Consider the following 18,464-nt stretch of genomic DNA (forward strand, 5'->3'; position numbering starts at 1 on the left):
GAAATCCGTTGGCGCCTAAACAAATGACCCGATGAAAAATTCCCTATAGTCAGTCTATACGTTGCAGGACAGCAAGATTCAGCATCTTGCGCATCCTTCCGAAGCTGCTACGCTGGAATGCGATCGCCCAGGCCGAAAGGGCTACGGGACCAAGGCGACACGCACCCGCGAGTAGTGAATACGATGACCGGGGCACAGACAACAGATACCGGGCCGACCAAATTTGTCGCACACGCATCAAGCGTTTCCTGGTCGCCTCGTCTGAAAGTTGCCCTATCTCATGGCTACAGCAGATTTTTACCGCTATCGCGGTGTGGTTGGATCGCTCACCCGAAGCCGTCCCGTCGACGACCCCGAATTGGCCCAAGCCCGTGCTGACATGGCCGAGGAGACTCTGGTCGACGCCGTCGCCAGGGCACTGAAGAAGGCCCCTCCGCTGGCACCGCAGGCGCGTGAACGGGTAATCGCACTGCTCTCCGCTCACCCGGTGGCGCAATGATCGTCCAAGACGACATCAGCGCGTTCTTCAACGCCCGGCAGTCGTGTTGGGACGCCGGCGAGCGCGGCGAGCACGCCGGCAAGAATCCGCCAGGGCCCGCCGTTCAGTGCCAGTGCAAGGGTGCAAGTCGCCGTGAACGGTGACTCGGTGCCGATGCGCGACAGCCTGGCGCGTGATATCGAGCATCTGATCCTGGCGGGAGCGACCTACAAGGACGCCCCCGACATCGGGTCGGAGGTGCTCGATCTCATCGACGCCTTTGCCGCCAGATTCCTCAGCCTCTCCCATGACCACTCCCGCCACATGTTCGTGCTGTGGGCGGCGCATTGCTGGTTCATGGATGCGTGGAACCACACACCGAGGCTGCTGTTCGTCTCGCCGGAGGCGGGCTGCGGAAAGACCACCGCGATGGATGTCACCGAGCAACTGGTGCCTCGGCCACTGTCCGCCGCCGACATGTCACCAGCGTCGGTCTATAGCTGCATTGACGAGTCGATGACCTACCAGGGTGGTCGGCCCACGATCTTGCTCGATGAACTCGACGCCGTCTTCGGCAATGGCAAGACTCGAGGCAGCGAGGATTTGAGACGGCTGATCAATGCAGGTCATGGCTGCAACGAGAAGGTGATGCGCAAGATCAACAACAAGGTCAAGCCGTTCCCGGTGTACGGCGCGATGGCCCTGGCCGGGAAAATGAGTATCTACAGCGTGCCCGAGACCGTGCGCACTCGCTGCACCGTCGTTCAGATGCAGAAGTCGTTGCCGGGTGAGGAGTCCGAGCCGTGGGACAGCTTCGTCAACGTGCCCGAGGCCGAACCGATCCGCTGGATGATGCGGTGCTGGGCCGAACTCGTTCACGGCGATGTCCTCGACTACCGGGGGCCGGGCCGTCCGATGATTCCGGCCGGCATCCGCAACCGTGACGCCGACATCTGGAGGCCGCTGTTGGTGGTCGCCGAACTGGCGGGCGGGGACTGGCCGGAGCGAGCACGTGTAGCCGCTGTAGCCGATGTAGCCGCTACGGGAGCACAGGCCATCCCGAGCGATGGCATCGACCTGCTGGCCGACATCAGGGCCACCTTCGACCGACTTGGAGTCGAGGTGATCCACACCACCGACCTGCTGGCCGCGCTGGCCACGATGGACCAGCGTTGGCGCAGGTTGGACGGAAAGAGGCTGGCCCGCACGCTGCACGACTACGGAGTGACCCAGGCGAACAAGAACCAGCGCATCGGTGACAAGGTCACCAAGGGCTATCGGCGGGAGTACTTCGCGACCGCCTGGCAGCGGTACCTGCCTCCAGCGGCTACATCGGCTACATCGGCTACGGACGAGGGGTCCGCCGATGAGTGAACTGCCGACCGACTTCGAGGTGGGTGGCGACACCTTTGCGGTGCGCACGTTCGCCGTGAAGGACGGCAGACTGACCTCCATCACCCACGGCAGCGGGCACTGGAACGACGGCAGGTGCCTGGCGATCTGCACCGTCCACCCCGATGACCCCGACCACATGGTGCCCTCGGAGGACTGCACGTGCGGTATCTACGCATGGTGGAGGCCCGAGCAACTGCTCGACCAATACGAGGATCACGCCAAGCGCGTCATCGCCGTCATCCGCATGGAGGGCGCATGCATCGAGGGCGACCGGGGCGTCAAGTCCAATGCCGCCGAAATCGTGGCGTGGTGGGTCGCTGATTGCGACGACACCGCCATGCTGGCCGCAGCGTGCGAGGCCAGTGCTCCAGGCGCTCGCCGGTTCTTCGACCGGGACGTGATGACCGGTCTCCACCCGACAGGAAGGAGCCACACCAATGGGTGACATCGGGACACCGCGGCGCCGAGTCATCAGGGTGCCGGCCACGCCGATTCGCAAGCCGGCACAGGAGCCAAGCCGTCCCGCCCCCAAGCACGCGCCAGGGCCCGTGCGGGAACCGGTTCCGACGAAATGACCCGCACACTACAAGCGCTGCCGGTGGCCGATGCGATCTGTTCGCCGGGTCGGCAGGTCATCTTCCCGGAGAGGGGCGACCACGAACTGCTCTGGGGAAGCGACCTCAAGGAGGCGCTGCTGTCACAGTGCACGCGGGTGAATTTCGGTGTGGCGCCGCCACATCAGGACATCATGCCGGTCGGGGACGAGACGCTGCGTGGCGCTCACCTGGCCGAGCGATTGGCCGAACACATCGGGCCCCAGCGCCTCCCGTTCGACAAGATGTGGTTCGAGGGAACCTGGCCGGGCCGGATCGGCGACTGGGTTCCGCGCGCGCAGGAGGTGGCCGTCTACACCTCGACGTCGATGCGAGACAGGACCACCGGCAGGTCCACCCTCATCACCGGTGAGTTTGCGCTGACTCTCTTCTTTTTGATGACCGACGGGTCCATCGCCCGCTTCCCGGTCGCCGTTCTGATGCGAGCCGACGCGGAGGGGATCCCGCAACGCATCCGCTATGCGTCGTACTCGGACGCGGGCTCCACCAACGAGCAGGATCGGGCGGCGATGGGAATGGTGCTGCCCACCTTGTGGGCCATCGGCCTGATGAACTGCCGCAACGTGAAGACGCAGGAGATCCACCGGCCGTCGATCAAGACCAAGAAGATGCGCCGGGCCCGCAACACCGGGGCGCTGAGCTATCACACCATCGTGCTGCCCCGGCAGCGCGGCGAGGGCGGCGGGGGTCATATCCCCACGGGCAGAACCCGGTTGCACATGGTGCGTGGTCATTTCGCTACTTACACCCGTGACGCACCACTGTTCGGCAAGCACACCGGAACCTTTTGGAAGCCCTGGCATCTGGCCGGCAGTCCCGATGCCGGAGTGGTCGAGTCGGACTACAAGCTCGATGCCAGCCGAAGAGGATGACCGCAATGACGGACTACCCGGTGACCGGCGGCGGCAGATCCGGCTGGCGATCTCGGTGCCGTCGGCATGGCTGCGTGTTTTGAGCGCCTCCTCAGGTCATGCTGGAGCCATGGCCAAGACAGAGAAGACGTCGTGGGCGATGCTCGCTGCCTTGGTCGAAGCGTGCGGTCCCGGACTCAGTGCAACGGCGGGTAAGTGGGGCCAGTGGATCCCGACGGACTGACTCCAACAGAGCGGATTGACGCAGCCCGGCAGACCGGCTGGAGTCTCATGCGCCTACTCGAGGCGATCGAGCGTGGGGAACTCCTCGCGACACCGCAAGAGATCGCCCGACTCCAGGGGGCGGTGGCGGCCCTCAGCGCGATCGCCGTCGACTTACTCGGAGACGAACCCTGATGGCACGGGACGAAGCTTTAAAATTGACGTCCCTCAATGTTAAACTGGAGCGGTGAGTCAGCCTGTCGTTAACCAGTCCGCACCCCGCCGGCGACGGCGCCGTGGCAGCGCTGTAGCGCCACCCGGAACTGTGGTCACCTACCTGCGCGTGTCGACGTCGGAACAGGCGCTCTCCGGCCTCGGGCTCGAAGCCCAACGCGCGACGGTCGCTGCGTACGCCGAACGCAGGGGGCTGACGATCGTGGCGGAGCACTGCGACGAGGGCATCAGTGCGAAATCCCTGAAGGGCCGCCCTGCCGCACTCGCGGCACTTGCAGCGGTGCGCGCCGGCAGTGCCGCTGGATTGCTGGTGGCCAAGATGGACCGGCTGAGTCGCTCGGTCGTGGATGGTGCGGGCCTGATGGAACGAGCCGCTCGCGAGGGCTGGGCGCTGCACTTCGCCGACCTCGATATCGACACGGGTACTCCCGCGGGTGAGATGGCGGCGAACATCATTATCTCGGGGTCGCAGTACGAGCGCCGATTGATCAGTCAGCGCACGCGGGATGCCTTGGCGGCCAAGCGTGCCCGAGGCGAGCGCCTGGGCGCTGTTCCATCGCTTCCAACGAAAGTCACTCGACGGATCATGACCGAGCGAGCCGAGGGGCTGACCTACCAGGCGATCGCCGACGGGCTGATGGCCGATGGCATCCCGACCGCCCGCGGTAAATCGAAGTGGTATCCGGCCACGATCAAGGCTGTGACCACGAGCGACAACGCGGCTGAACTCGTTTAGGAGGGTGACACCATCTGGCTCCCGCCAACGCTTCCAACAGCGCAGGAGCAGTGATTGCTTCATATCGGTAGCGCACTGGTGCCATTGGCCTGACTTTTCACTGTTGCGGGACGGCGCCGGCCGTCGGGCAATTCACTGCCTGTTCCGCATCCGCTCGACCATCTGCGGATCGGCAAGAGTCGTGGGCCGGCCACGCATCGGGCTGGTGACAAGGCGGACTCGTTCCGCGCCCTCGCGGAGAGTTGCTGGCGCACCGCGGGTTTGGGTGCAGTGGTTGCCGTGCCGGACGTGAACCTTATGGGCAACGAGCAAAATCAAGTTCATCCGACGCCCGCCGCAGCGCCCCGGGTGGACGAGTGGCCGTTTACTGCCGAATCCCGGGGCCGCTGCCTTGAGCGAACCCAGCCACCTAAGAGAACTTTCACGCGTTCATACTTGCTAGCCCGTGGCCCAGCACGGTGAGCCGTGCACGATCCGGGTTGGTTAGTCGAACGTGAAGACCTTGATTCCCGACTGCCCCGCACATGAAGCTCCGTTGGGATCGTTCTGCCGCCCGCCGCATTGGTAACCGAAATACACGTTCCGGGAAGTATCGATTGCCACCCCCCACGGCCAGCTGACTCCTGACACAAGGATGTTCGCCGAGGTTTGGCCAGGCGATAGTTGCATCAATGCGCCGGCTGGTGTGGCTGCGAAGTAGTTGTCTGACTGAGTGTAGTAAACAGTGCCCGTCTGATCTACCGCTAAGCTCAGCGCGGCAGCGCTGGCCAATACTGTCGGAGCGGCCTGCCCTTTTGGCAGCTTGTACAGCCGACCGTTATATAGGTCTGGAACTGAGTATATGACGTTTCCCGCCGTGTCGACTGTCACAGCGCTGAGGCCGCCGGCATTCTCCAGCAGCGTCGTCGGCACACTTTGACCCTTGGGTAACACAAACAACGAACCGCCATGCGACGAACTGTCCGTGAAGTAAACACTGTCCGCGGCGTCGACCGCCACTCCGTACGGAGAATCAAGTCCCGATACGACCGTCACTGCGGTTGTTTTACCCGGGGACCACTTCTTGACTGTGCCGGTGCGTTTTCCCTGGTTGTGTTCGTCAATATTCGCCTCGGTGAAGTACACGTTTCCGTTGGAATCTGCTGCAACTGCACGAGGAGAATTCAAGCCAGACAGCAGAGTCTCTGTCTGACCGTTTCTGAACACCTTCAGGGTGTTATTTGAGTCTGCGAAGAACACCGAACCTGCCGCGTCGACGGCGAGCCCGTTTGGTTGTGTCGCACTAGCAGGCAGGGTGCGCGCATTGCCGCTCGGCGGAGGCGTAGTTGTGGTCGGCGGAGTCGTAGTGGTTGGCGGCGGAGTCGTGGTTGTTGCAGGTGGGGTGGTGGTTGGTGACGTGTTGCAATGGTTAAAAATGTTCCAACCCGGTTGGGGAAATTCGAGGCGTGCAATGGTGTAGGCCCACTGCGTGATAAGGACGTCAACCACAACACCGAATTCGACCCCGATAGACTCGTCGACGTTTACGCAGTGCTTGTTCCATGTCACGCTCGTGTCGGCGTCGATCCCGCCGGTGAGGCCCGCGATGCCCGCGAGTTTGGTTGCGACGTTCAATCCCGGTGCGATCGTGATGTTGCTCTCGGTGGCGTAGTTAGTGACCGAACCGTGGCCTTTCAACGACGTGATCGGGTGGGCGCCGGAATCATCCACCTGCAGCCCTGCTGTGAGTTCGGGAGTGAACGTCGCGGTGAAATTGGTACCGGCGTTTGCGCTAATCGAGATCACCGGCGAGAGCTCAACGTCGATCGGTGGAGTCACCGAAACCGGTATCCGCCACTTTCTTAACGCATTCCCCTTCAAGGTGCATGAGAACGACGTCCCGCTTTCGAGAGCGGCGGTGAATGTGGGATGCGCGGATATGGTGAAGTACAACTTCGTTCGAGCGTTCATGTTGAACGCCCAACGGGTCGAGATCGAATTCCAGGCCAGATCGAACGACTTGATGGCGCTAGGGAATCCGCTACTGCAAGTGAAATGCTCCGAGCCCAGCCCAGCACTGGGGCCTGTGGAAAGGGCGGCTGGATGCATAACCCCAGGCGTGTTGGTGTCGTCGTAGTTGATGACGAAGTCCACGTAGGCCTGATCGAGCGTCGCCGGCGTAGTGGTCACGGTTGTGGAGCCATCGGGATCTGCGGTTACCGCGACGACGGTTCCCAACAAGCCGTCCGGTGCTGTGGCGCTTTCTGCCGCCACCAGGTGACCACCCACGACAGGTGCGTTCACTCCGGGATTGAGCACAGTGGTCTGCGTGCCTCCGGGTGCTCCGGTCACCGAACCCACCTGGTCGGGCGTCGTCACGACCGTGTCCGGTTTGGGCACAATGTTGGTCGGATCAGTCGGGAACGGTGGGACCTCCGCGTCAGTACCGTCCGAGGATCCCGAACCCGCCGACCCCGATCCCGACGACCCGGTATCCGGCAACGCGGTACTAATCGTCGCCGTGCCGACCATCAACGCGACGATCGCCACCATCAACACGACCAGCCGGGCACGCGGACCGGCACTCCCGGTCACAAAATCGCGCAGCACCACCCACATACGTCGAAACAACACACAAGCCCTTCCGTCGGGACCGTGGCCGAGACCAAACACCTCGACGCACCGGGACTGGCGCTGTCCCCCCCGCGGAAGTAAGCCAGAGCAATAGATATCACACGGATGCGCCTGCCTGTCACGGTGGGATCCCGGTCAGTGTGGTATCCGCGAGTACCGCGTCCCGCTCGGTGAACGTCGGTCCGCCACACCGGCATCCACGCGGTGCGCTCGCCGCGAGCGCTTACCGTTGGGCGCCCGCCGGCACCGCATCGCCGAATCCGCGCAATCCGCCTAATCCGTAACGAACCGGTCGAGTGACTCGATAACGCGGCAACGATCACCACTCGCGCCCTGCTCCGCCGGGGAACCAGGAGACGGTTGACCATCTTGAACACCCGTGCCACTCGCGCGGTCGGCGCGCTCGGTCCTGCCGCGGGCCTCGCCCCGGCCGCCCCCGCCGGCGCGAGCGTCGACATCATCGGATCCTGCTTCGGGCTCCGCTGCGATACCTCCAGCATCGACCTGGTCGACGCGATGAAACTCGCGGGCGCCGTTCCGGGCCAGAACGGCGCGCACGTGCTGTACACGAAGAACTCGATGGTGTGCCCCCCGTGGGCAACGCCTGGCAGATCACAACCCGATGCGGAGGGCAGCTTCTGTTCGAAGGGCTGGGGCACACACCTCATCCTCGCAGCGTCGTTGGACCCTCCGGCGGGCAGATCGTGGCTAACACGGCTTCGCATGTCTGGGCCGGGATCGTTTTCGGCGTTGGCACCGCGGTCAAGACCGTTCAGGCATGGTTCAACTCTGACCCGATCGACCTGGGGGCGTTCATGGTCGATGACAACGGTGTCGCAGTCGTCGATTTCGCCGTTCCAAATGTTGCTGTGGGGAACCATCACCTCGAAGTCCACGGCGATGACGGAAGCGTCTACAGCGTCCCGATCTACGTCACGGACGAACCTGTGGAGGAGGGTCCGGTCATCGTGTCCATCGGTGGGTCGAGCATGATCACCCCACCTACAGGTGGACCGGGGGATCCGGGTGGGAGTTCCGGCTCGGCAGATATGGGGAACATCTTCGGTCGATGAGGACCCATCACATCCGGGACGGGGAACCAGGAGACGGTGTGACCATCTCGAACCCCCTCTGTGCCCGCGCGGTCGGTGTGCTCGGTGTCGCGGCGGCACCGAAGCGGCAGCGCTTTGGCCACGGTATTTCGGGACAGGCCAAGCCTGCCGCGCGATCGCGGCCTGCGACAGCTTCTCCAACCGATCGGGAAGACTCGCGACGCCCGCACGGCACATTCGGGCAGTGGTCGCCGCGCACCTGCGTGACCAACCAAGGCCTAGGCCGGCCGGACCCGTTCATGACGAACCGAGAGGTAATGAGTTTCAGTTGAAGATAATGAACATCGCCGCCGCTGCAACCGCTGCGTACAGTCAGCCCGACGGACGATCCCGACTCCTGCGCCCACACAGCGTCCGTAGCGCCGGTGCGTACGGGTTCCAACCGCTGGCCAGGTAGTGCCGCGCTTCGCCCGAGAATCCCATGACCTCGGTCAATTTCACCCGCATGATCAACTCCCGCCTCGGGCAACCCGACCTGCTCGGAAATCTCGCTATGGGGAACGCTAACCGAGGTCGAGTGGCTACGTTCCCTTGCCACCGTGCCCGCCGCCACTGTGTCGAGACGATGTGCCTCCCGCAGGGCGGACCAGGCTGGACCTTACGGACTCGATGAACGGATATCCACCGGGATCGCGTCGCACACGACGTGACCGAACCGTAACAATCGCCGGGCGCACCGCGATGCAGTGCGGGATCGACAGGGTTTGGAAGCCAATGCGCTTCCTACCTGTCACCCGAATCGTGCAGCAGTCCAGTCAATCGTTAAAGGACATTCGATGCGCTACCGCGCTGTCGCTCTTCTCGCAGTCGCGTTCGGCGCGCTGGCCCTCATCATCGCGCCACACGTTGGCGCGACCACAGCGCGGGCTGACAGTGTGGTCACGACCATCCCCGTCGGCGAGTACCGCCCGATCGATGTGGCGATCACCCGCGACGGCGCCCGCGCCTACGTCACCAACCTCAACTCTGCCACGGTGTTGGTGATCGACACCGCCACCAACACGGTGACCGGCACCATCCCCGTCGGCAGTAACTCGTACGGTGTGGCGATCACCCCCGACGGCACCCGCGCCTACGTCACCAACTACAACTCTGCCACGGTGTCGGTGATCGACACCGCCACCAACACGGTGACCGGCACCATCCCCGTCGGCGGTGGCCCGCAGGGTGTGGCGATCACCCGCGACGGCACCCGTGCCTACGTCACCAACACCGCCTCCCTCACGGTGTCGGTGATCGACACCGCCACCAACACGGTCACCGGCACCATCCCCGTCGGCGGCCAACCGTGGGGTGTGGATATCGCCCCCGACGGCACTCGCGCCTACGTGACAGCATCCAACTCGGTGTCGGTGATCGACACCGCCACCAACAGGGTCACCAGCACCATCTCCGTCGGCAACGTTCCGTACGATGTGGCGATCACTCCCGACGGCGCCCGCGCCTACGTCACCAACCTTGACTCCAGCTCGGTGTCGGTGATCGACACCGCCACCAACACGGTCATCGGCGCCGCCATCCCGGTCGCTGGCCGCCCGTACGGTGTGGCGATCACTCCCGACGGCACCCGCGCCTACCTCACCGACCAACGGTCCGACACGGTGTCGGTGATCGACACCGCCACCAACACGGTCATCGGCGCCGCCATCCCCGTCGGCGGCCAACCGTACGGTGTGGCGATCACTCCCGACGGCACCCGCGCCTACGTCACCAACCTTGAATTCACGGTGTCGGTGATCGCAATACCCAAGTCGAACCCGAAGCCGCCGACATTCGGAAGCAGCTAATTGCGGTCGTCCACGCCCGAGTGTGGACAACCGAACGCTCGCGTGGCCTCTGGGCCGTGAGCCGAGCAGCAAGGTCCAAACCACCCGCCGTTTGCTCCGGACTGTCGCAGCCCCTTGCTACTCTCCGCGCGAATTGCATGTCCAAAAGAGGAGTTCCACATTATGCAACCGCCGCGGGCACCTGGCTGGTATCCGGACCCATCGGACCCTGCGAGAAACATTTACTGGGATGGCAATGCGTGGAGCCGACCAGTGTCAAGGCCCGCATCCGCGCCAGTCGAAGCAGACAAGTCCAACATCAGCAAGCAAACAGCGGTTGCGGTTGGCGTATTCGTGCTTGTCGGCATCGGGCTAGTGATGTCCGTGCAATCCGTCAGCCTCTTGACCGGCTCGGGACCGGTGTGGACCGGGGTTGCCGTCGTAGCAGGTGGCACCGCTGTTGCATTCTTCTTACGCGCTGCGGTGGCGGTTCGTGTCGTCGCAGCCGTGCTGTTAGTGGTGGCGGTGCTTAACGGTGCCTACATCGAGAAGCAACTCTCCGACAAGCGCAGTGAGCTGACGCACGTGTTTGACCACCAATAGCAGTCTCGGACAGTTCGACGCTGGCGGCGCGAGGCGTGTACCCGAATCGCGCGGGGCACCCCCACCCTTTTACTGGCTGACGAGAGAGTGCCATGAAACAAGCTGTCTGGGAGAAGTTTTGCGCTCGTTTCGACATACCTGCATCGTGCGTCCCGTTGTTCGCGATGGATGAGGACGGCAACGTTCAACGCAAGACCATCGGGAAGGGTCAGAAGCCGATCTTGATGAGGTCGGGAGACTGCGAGGCGTTGATCTTGTCTGTCACCGACGACCTAGTCCGGGACTGGGAAAGCGATGCCATCAATCATCTAGACGGGATGCTTTACATGATGGGGTGGGAGGAGGACGGCAGGTTCGTGCCTCTGTACATCGGTAAGGCAGAAACCGTTGGGAAGAACTCCGGCAACCTGTCCGCCAACATCATCAACCTGCACAAGAACAAGTCGTTCTTCGCTCGTTGGGGAGACAATTACGCCTACCACATCGGTGACCTGAGTGCTTGCGTGCTACCGGGCCATGAAGAAGTCAAGAAGTTGCCGAAGTATCGGGCATGGGCTAAGTGTCTGTTCATCGACGGCACGACGAAGCTGCACCGACCTGTGTACTTTTGGGCGACCGCGTGGGATTCGTCGCAAGTCGGGGTGTGGGAAGAGTTCGGCCCGACCTCGTTGTCATTCTTGGAGTACCTGCTCATAGGCGTGGCCGGGGGCATCTCGCCGAATCTGCTCAACCGCGAAGGGGTGTCGCGATAGCTGACTGGCACCGGGCCGAGGTTTAGCCACGTTGGAGGTAGTTAGTCGTCGGATAGTTCCGCCAGAGCGCGATAGACGGTGGCGCGGCTGACGCCGAGGGTGGACGCTATCGTGTTGGCCGACTCTCCGCTGTCGCGCATACGGCCGGGCCAGTGCTACCTGATCATCGCTGAGTCTCGAACCCACGGTCGCCCAGTGATCGGCTTTCACGCGTCGCCGACATCCGGGACGTTGTATCGCGCCCTGACATCTGGTCACTTCTTGCCCGGTCGGGTCGCTGCACTTACCATTACGACTCGGGAGCCGGTAGAAGCGAGGCGCGAGCCTCCACCGTCGCGGCATGGCATGGGCTCGACCGCGAGCCAATCGGATATCGCAGCTCCCGACCGTCCGAAGGCTCGCGGCCACTCGTTGTCCCAACACCCGTTAGGGGTAATTTGCCATGTCCAACACCGATCTGAACCGCGAGACGCGCATCGTTCGCGCCGAGCCTGAGCGCATAGCGGTGCGCATCGTGCGTGCCGAGCCTGAGCCGGTGGTGCACCAATCGGTTCGCATCGTGCGCGTCGACCCTGAGCGTGTGGAGCACGCGATGCGCGTCGCCGAGAAGCACCACCTCACCGTCAGACCGTTTACGGGCTCGTTGGGGCCGTACGCGCTCTTGCAGGGGCACATCTTCGTGGCGCAAGGGCTCAGCCTCGAGGAACTCGAAGAAGAATTGCATTCCCGCACAGGGGAATCGCTCGCGTAGTGCGCGAGTTCCGGCGAGGCACTTCGGTTTCCGGTAGTGCCTCACCGGGGCACACCTCACGGAGAAGTACCTACCGCCATTAAGGCGATAGGTACTTCGACCCAAAGGCCCATCGCGGTGGTGGCGCGTGGTTACGCGACCGGACGGCACGAGGCGAGCTAGTTCCTGTTCAGGCCGAACTTTCCCCACGACAACAGCACGTCCTTCCAGTAGTTCTCTCGCGCTCGCACGTGGTCATCTGTCGTTCGCATCGACCAGAACTCCAGGAGCGCGAAGCGCAGATTCACCCGCGCATCGGCTCGGCGATCGTTCCGACTCAGCGAAGCAGCTTCGCCTTCTGCGCTTCAAACTCTTCTGGCGTGAGCACCCCGGCATCCCTGAGCTGTGCAAGCTTCATCAGCTCGTCTGCGACGGATGTAGGCGCGAGGTGGGCTTGAGATTGTGGTTGCAGGGCGGGTCCGAAGTCTTGATGCGCACGAAACCAGTCCTCGATCTTCTGAGCTGTTCCGTAGTTGATCGCAACCTCGGCGAGCGTCGTTCCCGACCCCTGTACAGTCAGCACCTCCTGGAGACTTGAGGCCTTTAGTCGCTTCCTGTCGTCCCGAGTCGCCTTCCGAACCGAAAATCCCACCACGTCGCGGAGTCGCACTTTGAAGGCGGGCAAGAACTTCCCGGTCTGCCGATACTCGACAGTCCCGTCAGGGTTCTCAATCAAACTCCCGTTCCCGAAGCCCAGCCCGTGTGAGATCGGCCTATCTGCCATGCCCGGAGGTCCTTTCGTATTGCGATGTGGACGAGGAGTGTCACTACGCATTCAGTCTGCTGTATTGACGATCGGTCCAGGCCAGTGGCGACGGTCGAGTGTCGCTACCTGGTCGTGGATATTGTGCCGTGATGCCTGCCCGCGACACGCTGAAAACGGTGCGCGTGATCCCTGCAGTGACGTGGTCGGCCAACGAGACCTACGACGGCTTCGCGAACATGGGTCGGTTGGCTCTCGACACCGAGCACGGCCAGTGTGCCTCCTGATGCCCAGGGGCCGCAGAGTGTCTGGTCTGGGCATCGGTATTGCCGTCTGTGACTCGACCAAGTCCGCCACCGGGTAGGTGCCGACCGATCTACGATCAGAGCGTCGCGACAATCCTGTGCAACAAGGGTGCTGTCCGCGTTCGCGCTATGCGTCATCCTCGCCAGGAACAACACGAAGGGACGCGCTTCATGAACGGTCGCGCCGATCCCCGGCAGCGGTGGGATCGCGACATCAGAGGTGGTAGATGACAAGCTTGATTCGGCTGGCGGAAGTCGGATTCCATCCACCTCCCCCTCGTTGAGGAGGTGGACAGACAGACCGACCGACGAGCAACAAGAACCGCAACACCTTTGCCTCCAAGGAAGAGCGCCCGCGATGAGATCGGACAAGAGGCCCTTGACCCACCAGAGGATCAGTGGGCCCATCAGCCTCACGGTCCGGGTCGGCTCGTTGAACCGGCATCCGGCCCCCGGTCGGAGCCCATACTTCCATCGGGCGCTCATAGTGGGGTCCGGGGTCAAACCTCCTTCAACCCGGTCGGATGCCCCGTGATGGTTGTCACCATCTGCTGGGGGAACGGGCTGCCCGGCAGCATGTTGATCCAGTTGATGCAGGCGCGTGCGTCTCTCAGGAAATCGGAAGCAAGATTGTCGACCGCTTGGGCCGCCTTCCCCCGAGCCGGGTACTCGTACTGGGTCACCGTCAGACTGCCGTCCGGGTGTCGGAGCTCGCCACCGCCCGCCGACCGTGCAACATCAACAACGCCGCTGCCCGAGTTAGACACCGACGAACTGGAGAGATTGTGATGCACGAAGTCGCACAGGCTCGCATACCTCGTCTTCGCATCCTGATGGTCCGGCTCAGTAGTCAGACCGTCGATGCAGTTCCCGATGTTGAACGGCTTAAGTCTGGTAGGCGTGAGCCCCTCCGCCGCAAGTAGCGCACGGAACTGCGGGTGGGTTGTCGCGAACCGTGCGCGAACGATCAGACCGAAGAACTTCTCCCCCAAAGGCTTCCAGTTCCTGTCATCGAGCCGCAGCACCACATCCTGCAAACGTGTCGAAATCTCATGCAGGAATGCGCTCAGTTCGACCATGCTTCGGGCGACTCCATACAACGCGACAGGGTTCTGCGCCTCGATCAGCGTTAGAAACCCGTCGATCAGATACAGATGCTTGATCTGGTTGGCCGCCACGAAGTTCTCTCGGTGCAACATGCACGTCTGGTGGATGTGTTTGAACGCACGCACATCAGACTCGGCACGGTTAGCGAGGTCTAACGTGAAGCCCGGCTCGGGAAGTTGAATTGACCTGCCGACTTGGCCAATCAAGCGGCCACGGAGGGCGATGAGTTCGGTGACCGGCGACTCGCCGCCTGTTGATGATGTTGCCATTCGGCGCTCGTTCTCCGGCATGCAAGCGGACTGTACTAGTTCGGCGTCATCACTCGCTGTCGGCTCCCCAACCAGCCTCGATAACTGCTCCGGGCTGGTCAGGCCGTGTATTTGACAAATCTCTGCCGCACACGTTCTCGGAGAACGCCGAGCGATTTCAAGCGAATGAGCAGCCACTCAGGACGGTTGCCGACTACGAGTCCGCGCAGTCGAGCAACCTGTGTGATCCTCGATCGCAACCAACGTCGGTCCGGCTCTGCACTTCGTTTGGTGGACCCAACGACTTGGCGGGTTGAGCATGCGGCCAATCCATGGCCGGTCGTCCTAGACTGCCCACCATGTCGTCACCTGGTTGGGACGTTTCCTCCGGAGAGTTTCTGAGCCGCGAGGATAGGATGCGGCGCTTCGGCGGTAGCAAGCAGAACGGCATAGCCCCTTCGGGGCAGTCGCCGAACGTCTTCATTTATTCGGATCCAAACGCGGCAGCAGAGTTCGGCTACGTCGAAGAATGGGATGCCACCGGTGAGGTGCTCCTCTACACCGGCGACGGTCGGGTGGGGGACCAGAGTTTCGAGCACAGTCGCGGCAATACCGCTGTGCGAGATCACAAGTCGGATGGCCGAGCGTTACGCCTTTTCGAGTCTGCTGGTGAAAAGCCGGGCAGTCAGGAGGTGATCCAACGGTACGTCGGGCGGATGGAGATCGACGATGATGAGCCGTACACCCACCGGCCAAACGTCCCAGACGCGAACGGCGCCCTGCGTTCGGCCATCGTCTTCAAGTTGCGAAGGGTCCACGACGAAACGACACCAGAGGTCGATCGCCTTGCGCAACTATCCGTCGTGCAGAAGCCGGGCGACGACGGACGGGCCGTCGTTTCGACCATTCCGGTTGAGAAGAGCAGCACGGAGAGCTTTGTCGCCGAGTACAAGGCGCTGTCGAAGAAAGAACGCACACGCACCGAGGCCAAGCTGCAGAAGAAGTACACGGACTATCTCGCGACCGCCTATGACCGCGTCGTCTGCCAACACCAGATCCGCATCGACGGACAGACCCTGTACACCGATCTGTACGACGAAGCGATGGACGAACTCATCGAGGTGAAGTCGTCCATCGACCGCAACACGATGAGGCTCGCGCTGGGCCAGATACTGGACTACGCGGAGATCGTGAAACCTGCTCATCGAACGTTAGTGGTACCGGGACGTCCTGGCGATAGCCTCCTGACGTTATTTCATGCGCACAAGATCAAAGTTGTTTGGTGGAATGGCGACACCTTCGAGACTGGCGAGGAGATCGGAACAACGTGACCGCGCACGCCGCGACCCACCTTTCCGCGACACCAGCTGCGCAGACCGGACGCCCGCGACCTGTCGGAGACCGACCCGGTTGCCATACGGAGCGAGCGCCCGAGCAAAATGGCGCGCCAGCGTGAGCGCGGTGACCCGCGCCGGTCGGTTCCCCCGGCACCATCACCGAGTCTCGATTCGAGCAACCGCTGCGGGAATCACCCTGGTTCTGCTTGAGGCCATTGGATGATTGCGCGGGCCGCTTTCTCGGCAACTTCCCACAGCTCGTCGGGGTCGATGCCATCGACCTGTACGTACCGAGCGGGACCATTTTCATCCTGTCCCAGGAACGCGGCTAGTTCGGCATAGCCTGGGTGGCCTCTTATCTCCTTGAAGCTTTGCCAAGTGCCTTTGATTGTCAGTCGCCCGGCAGCGTTGATCGCGAGAGCGAACGGTCGGCGGGGTAGTCCGTGTGGCGTGTCCCCCGTGGATGAGTCCGGGTGGTTCTAGAGTCCTATGCTCCGGATAGGGGCTGGAAGGACGACGAACGGCATGGCTGGACGGAAGCGGCATTCCGCGGAGGAGATCGTGCGGAAGTTGCGGCGCGCGGACGAGTTGACCGCGCAGGGCTTGAGCGGGGACCAGGTCGCGGCGGAGCTGGAGGTGTCGGCGGCAACGTTGTACAACTGGCGGCGAAGCTATGGCGGGATGGACACCGACGGGGCCAAGGAGCTCAAGGAGCTGCGCGAGCAGAACTCCCGATTGAAGCGGCTGCTGGCCGAGGCCGAGTTGGAGAAGGACGCGCTGCGCGAGGTGGCGAAGGGAAAATTCTGAGCCCGACTGCCAAGCGCCGCGCCGTGGACATGCTCACCCAAACGATGGGCCTGTCGCAACGGTTGGCGTGCAAGGCGGTTGGGCTGGCCCGTTCCACCTATCGGCGTACCCCGCTGGCGCAGACTCCGGCCGATCCGGACGCCGAGATGAGGGCCTGGCTGCGCACGTACGCGGTTAAGCATCCCTGCCATGGATTTCGTCGTGCGTGGGCGGCACTGCGCCACGACGAGCACCGCCACGTCAACAAGAAGAAGGTGCATCGGCTCTGGCGTGAGGAGGGTCTGCAGGTGCGGGTGCACAGTCCCCGTAAACGTGCCGGCGCCTCGTCGTTCCCGGCGATCGCCGCGGATGCACCGAAGGTGGTGTGGGCGCTGGATTTCCAGTTCGATTCCACCATCGACGGCAAGGCGGTCAAGATCGCGTCGATGCTCGATGAGCACACGAGGCGGTCGCTGCTGAACATCGTGGAACGCTCGATCGCCGCCGAGCGGCTCGTCACCGAACTCGACAAGGCGTTCGCATTGTGGGGTGGACCGCCGCTGGTCTTGCGGATGGACAACGGACCGGAGCTGATCTCCCAAGCGTTGCAACAGTTCTGCCGTGATCGGGTCGGGATCAGCTACATCCCACCCGGGACACCGTGGAACAACGGCTACATCGAATCGTTCAACAACCGACTCCGCAGGGAGTGCCTCAACCGCAACCACTGGACCAACCTGCTCGAGGCCCGCGTGGTCATCGGCGACTTCAAGGACGACAACAACCATCGACACCGGCATTCGGCGCTGGGCTACCTCACGCCGGCCGAGTACGCTGCCGGATGCACTCACACGCATCATCCCGTGGGCTGCGAGATCGGCTGAACCGAATCAATCACAACGTGGCTCCAGAACCACATGGGCCGACTATCGGGGACCTTCCACGTGCACACGGCAGAACAACCCACCGCGAGGCCGCGTGCCGTACCAGAAGAGATCGCCGCCATCGGGTGGGTGATTCTCGTCGAGGTGGTTCAGAATCTGCGAGAGAATGTTCTGATCGTCGGGGTCTTCGACGGCGGCGATGAAGCTCTGCCGAGTCCATCGGTCGGACTGGCCGTCACCGTGTGCCGCCTTGGCTGCCGCGATCTCCCCGCCGAAGGTTGAAGGAACCAGTAGTTCAAGATCGTTATGGCGAGCATAGGAGAGTTGCAGGGCTGTCACCGAAATCGCGTCGTGGGTGATGCGGTTGAGGTACTCGACGAGCCGTTGCAACTCGCGGTCGATCCGGTCTACCGCAAGACACAGACCGATGGTTGCGTTGTCGATTCGCATGCGGAGTTCTTCAAGGCCTTCGGGTGCGATCCACGCACCCAGGTCCGGGCCACCGCGTGTTGTCCAGGCGGTGCGAAAGCTGTCGAACCCGTCGCCTGAAATGGCTGCGGCATAATCGATGACCTGCCCGATGACCATCCGGCGCTTCTCGGGGTTGGATTCAAGCTTGCATTCCACGACCGTCAACGCCCCGTCGGCGGTGACGATCACCACGTCGGCTGGTCCAGCAGAGGTGGGTAATTCGCGCACGCTCAGCGAACCCTCCGGTACGCCGGGAATCCAGTGCGGCGATGCCGCCAAGACTTCTTGCAGGTGCGCCTCGTTGGCATACGTGGACGACTCCGGGGCGCTCCACGGTCCTGGATCACCGAAGCGGTGCACGAGAATCCTGTTGCTGTCGCTCACTGCTTCTGCCCTGCGATGCTCACGAATGGTGAACCTACCGGCATCCCACCGCCCTGCGGATGCGTTGTTGGCG

General features: G+C 62.9%; 18 protein-coding genes and 1 pseudogene. 14 read left to right on the forward strand and 5 right to left on the reverse strand.

Going from position 1 to position 18,464, the window contains the following annotated elements:
• Positions 1-280: 280 nt before the first annotated feature.
• The 6 genes from OG921_RS15925 to OG921_RS15950 all read left to right on the forward strand — a co-directional run bounded on the left by OG921_RS15925 (position 281) and on the right by OG921_RS15950 (position 4,530).
• Positions 281-499, forward strand: coding sequence for a hypothetical protein (locus tag OG921_RS15925; RefSeq protein ID WP_266113439.1), 219 nt, complete (start codon positions 281-283; stop codon positions 497-499).
• A gap of 132 nt (positions 500-631) precedes the next feature.
• A complete protein-coding gene (locus OG921_RS15930) occupies positions 632-1,852 on the forward strand; it encodes a DUF3631 domain-containing protein (protein WP_266113440.1) in 1,221 nt (406 codons plus the stop codon).
• Positions 1,845-2,318, forward strand: a complete 474-nt coding sequence (locus OG921_RS15935; RefSeq protein ID WP_266113441.1) for a hypothetical protein — start codon at positions 1,845-1,847, stop codon at positions 2,316-2,318. The genes OG921_RS15930 and OG921_RS15935 overlap by 8 nt, the downstream gene beginning before the upstream one ends.
• A 126-nt stretch (positions 2,319-2,444) precedes the next feature.
• Complete coding sequence (locus OG921_RS15940) at positions 2,445-3,359, forward strand: hypothetical protein (RefSeq protein ID WP_266113442.1); 915 nt, start codon at positions 2,445-2,447, stop codon at positions 3,357-3,359.
• A 270-nt stretch (positions 3,360-3,629) separates the two neighbouring features.
• Entirely contained in the window at positions 3,630-3,755 is a 126-nt protein-coding gene (locus OG921_RS15945; RefSeq protein ID WP_266113443.1) for a hypothetical protein, read from the forward strand.
• Between the two features lie 52 nt (positions 3,756-3,807).
• Entirely contained in the window at positions 3,808-4,530 is a 723-nt protein-coding gene (locus OG921_RS15950; protein ID WP_266113444.1) for a recombinase family protein, read from the forward strand.
• A gap of 483 nt (positions 4,531-5,013) precedes the next feature.
• Here OG921_RS15950 and OG921_RS15955 read toward each other — a convergent pair whose 3' ends face one another.
• Positions 5,014-7,128, reverse strand: a complete 2,115-nt coding sequence (locus OG921_RS15955) for a hypothetical protein (protein ID WP_266113445.1) — start codon at positions 7,126-7,128, stop codon at positions 5,014-5,016.
• 608 nt (positions 7,129-7,736) lie between these two features.
• Between OG921_RS15955 and OG921_RS15960 the strand changes: the two genes are divergently transcribed.
• The 4 genes from OG921_RS15960 (at position 7,737) to OG921_RS15975 (ending at position 11,376) form a co-directional block, all read left to right on the forward strand.
• Positions 7,737-8,216 carry a hypothetical protein gene (locus tag OG921_RS15960; protein ID WP_266113446.1) on the forward strand — a complete coding sequence of 160 codons (480 nt, stop codon included), beginning with the start codon at positions 7,737-7,739 and terminating at the stop codon, positions 8,214-8,216.
• A gap of 815 nt (positions 8,217-9,031) precedes the next feature.
• Positions 9,032-10,042, forward strand: coding sequence for a YncE family protein (locus OG921_RS15965; RefSeq protein WP_266113447.1), 1,011 nt, complete (start codon positions 9,032-9,034; stop codon positions 10,040-10,042).
• A 162-nt stretch (positions 10,043-10,204) separates the two neighbouring features.
• Positions 10,205-10,624, forward strand: a complete 420-nt coding sequence (locus OG921_RS15970) for a DUF2510 domain-containing protein (RefSeq protein ID WP_266113448.1) — start codon at positions 10,205-10,207, stop codon at positions 10,622-10,624.
• A 92-nt stretch (positions 10,625-10,716) separates the two neighbouring features.
• Entirely contained in the window at positions 10,717-11,376 is a 660-nt protein-coding gene (locus tag OG921_RS15975) for a hypothetical protein (protein ID WP_266113449.1), read from the forward strand.
• A 41-nt stretch (positions 11,377-11,417) separates the two neighbouring features.
• Here OG921_RS15975 and OG921_RS15980 read toward each other — a convergent pair.
• Positions 11,418-11,541, reverse strand: a pseudogene (locus tag OG921_RS15980) (helix-turn-helix domain-containing protein); the annotation flags it as partial.
• Between the two features lie 277 nt (positions 11,542-11,818).
• On the opposite strand from OG921_RS15980, the gene OG921_RS15985 reads away from it, so the two are divergent.
• The gene (locus tag OG921_RS15985; RefSeq protein WP_266113450.1) at positions 11,819-12,127 is read left to right on the forward strand and encodes a hypothetical protein; all 309 of its coding nucleotides are present in this window, start codon (positions 11,819-11,821) and stop codon (positions 12,125-12,127) included.
• Between the two features lie 316 nt (positions 12,128-12,443).
• Here OG921_RS15985 and OG921_RS15990 read toward each other — a convergent pair whose 3' ends face one another.
• The gene (locus tag OG921_RS15990) at positions 12,444-12,890 is read right to left on the reverse strand and encodes an SHOCT domain-containing protein (RefSeq protein ID WP_266113451.1); all 447 of its coding nucleotides are present in this window, start codon (positions 12,888-12,890) and stop codon (positions 12,444-12,446) included.
• 131 nt (positions 12,891-13,021) lie between these two features.
• On the opposite strand from OG921_RS15990, the gene OG921_RS15995 reads away from it, so the two are divergent.
• Complete coding sequence (locus OG921_RS15995; protein WP_266113452.1) at positions 13,022-13,156, forward strand: hypothetical protein; 135 nt, start codon at positions 13,022-13,024, stop codon at positions 13,154-13,156.
• Between the two features lie 518 nt (positions 13,157-13,674).
• Here OG921_RS15995 and OG921_RS16000 read toward each other — a convergent pair.
• Entirely contained in the window at positions 13,675-14,571 is an 897-nt protein-coding gene (locus tag OG921_RS16000; RefSeq protein WP_266113453.1) for a hypothetical protein, read from the reverse strand.
• A gap of 317 nt (positions 14,572-14,888) precedes the next feature.
• Here OG921_RS16000 and OG921_RS16005 point away from each other — a divergent pair, with 317 nt between their 5' ends.
• Entirely contained in the window at positions 14,889-15,860 is a 972-nt protein-coding gene (locus tag OG921_RS16005) for a hypothetical protein (protein ID WP_266113454.1), read from the forward strand.
• Positions 15,861-16,391: 531 nt separating this feature from the next.
• Positions 16,392-17,536, forward strand: a protein-coding gene (locus tag OG921_RS16010) for an IS3 family transposase (RefSeq protein ID WP_266113455.1) whose coding sequence is annotated in 2 segments (ribosomal slippage) — positions 16,392-16,659 and positions 16,659-17,536 — 1,146 coding nt in all. Because the reading frame shifts where the segments join, the coding sequence is not laid out codon by codon here.
• A gap of 42 nt (positions 17,537-17,578) precedes the next feature.
• Here OG921_RS16010 and OG921_RS16015 read toward each other — a convergent pair.
• The gene (locus OG921_RS16015) at positions 17,579-18,391 is read right to left on the reverse strand and encodes a hypothetical protein (RefSeq protein ID WP_266113456.1); all 813 of its coding nucleotides are present in this window, start codon (positions 18,389-18,391) and stop codon (positions 17,579-17,581) included.
• Between the last annotated feature and the right edge of the window lie 73 nt (positions 18,392-18,464).

It is taken from the genome of Aldersonia sp. NBC_00410, assembly GCF_026342035.1.
In the GTDB taxonomy this organism is placed as follows: Bacteria; Actinomycetota; Actinomycetes; order Mycobacteriales; family Mycobacteriaceae; genus Aldersonia.

Bases quoted from the DNA above. Each gene is read 5' to 3' on its own strand.
- OG921_RS15925 (WP_266113439.1), top strand. From the start codon at position 281: ATGGCTACAGCAGATTTTTACCGCTATCGCGGTGTGGTTGGATCGCTC.
- OG921_RS15935 (WP_266113441.1), top strand. From the start codon at position 1,845: ATGAGTGAACTGCCGACCGACTTCGAGGTGGGTGGCGACACCTTTGCG.
- OG921_RS15940 (WP_266113442.1), top strand. From the start codon at position 2,445: ATGACCCGCACACTACAAGCGCTGCCGGTGGCCGATGCGATCTGTTCG.
- OG921_RS15945 (WP_266113443.1), top strand. From the start codon at position 3,630: ATGCGCCTACTCGAGGCGATCGAGCGTGGGGAACTCCTCGCGACACCG.
- OG921_RS15955 (WP_266113445.1), bottom strand. From the start codon at position 7,128: ATGTGGGTGGTGCTGCGCGATTTTGTGACCGGGAGTGCCGGTCCGCGT.
- OG921_RS15965 (WP_266113447.1), top strand. From the start codon at position 9,032: ATGCGCTACCGCGCTGTCGCTCTTCTCGCAGTCGCGTTCGGCGCGCTG.
- OG921_RS15970 (WP_266113448.1), top strand. From the start codon at position 10,205: ATGCAACCGCCGCGGGCACCTGGCTGGTATCCGGACCCATCGGACCCT.
- OG921_RS15975 (WP_266113449.1), top strand. From the start codon at position 10,717: ATGAAACAAGCTGTCTGGGAGAAGTTTTGCGCTCGTTTCGACATACCT.
- OG921_RS15985 (WP_266113450.1), top strand. From the start codon at position 11,819: ATGTCCAACACCGATCTGAACCGCGAGACGCGCATCGTTCGCGCCGAG.
- OG921_RS15990 (WP_266113451.1), bottom strand. From the start codon at position 12,890: ATGGCAGATAGGCCGATCTCACACGGGCTGGGCTTCGGGAACGGGAGT.
- OG921_RS15995 (WP_266113452.1), top strand. From the start codon at position 13,022: ATGCCTGCCCGCGACACGCTGAAAACGGTGCGCGTGATCCCTGCAGTG.
- OG921_RS16000 (WP_266113453.1), bottom strand. From the start codon at position 14,571: ATGCCGGAGAACGAGCGCCGAATGGCAACATCATCAACAGGCGGCGAG.
- OG921_RS16005 (WP_266113454.1), top strand. From the start codon at position 14,889: ATGTCGTCACCTGGTTGGGACGTTTCCTCCGGAGAGTTTCTGAGCCGC.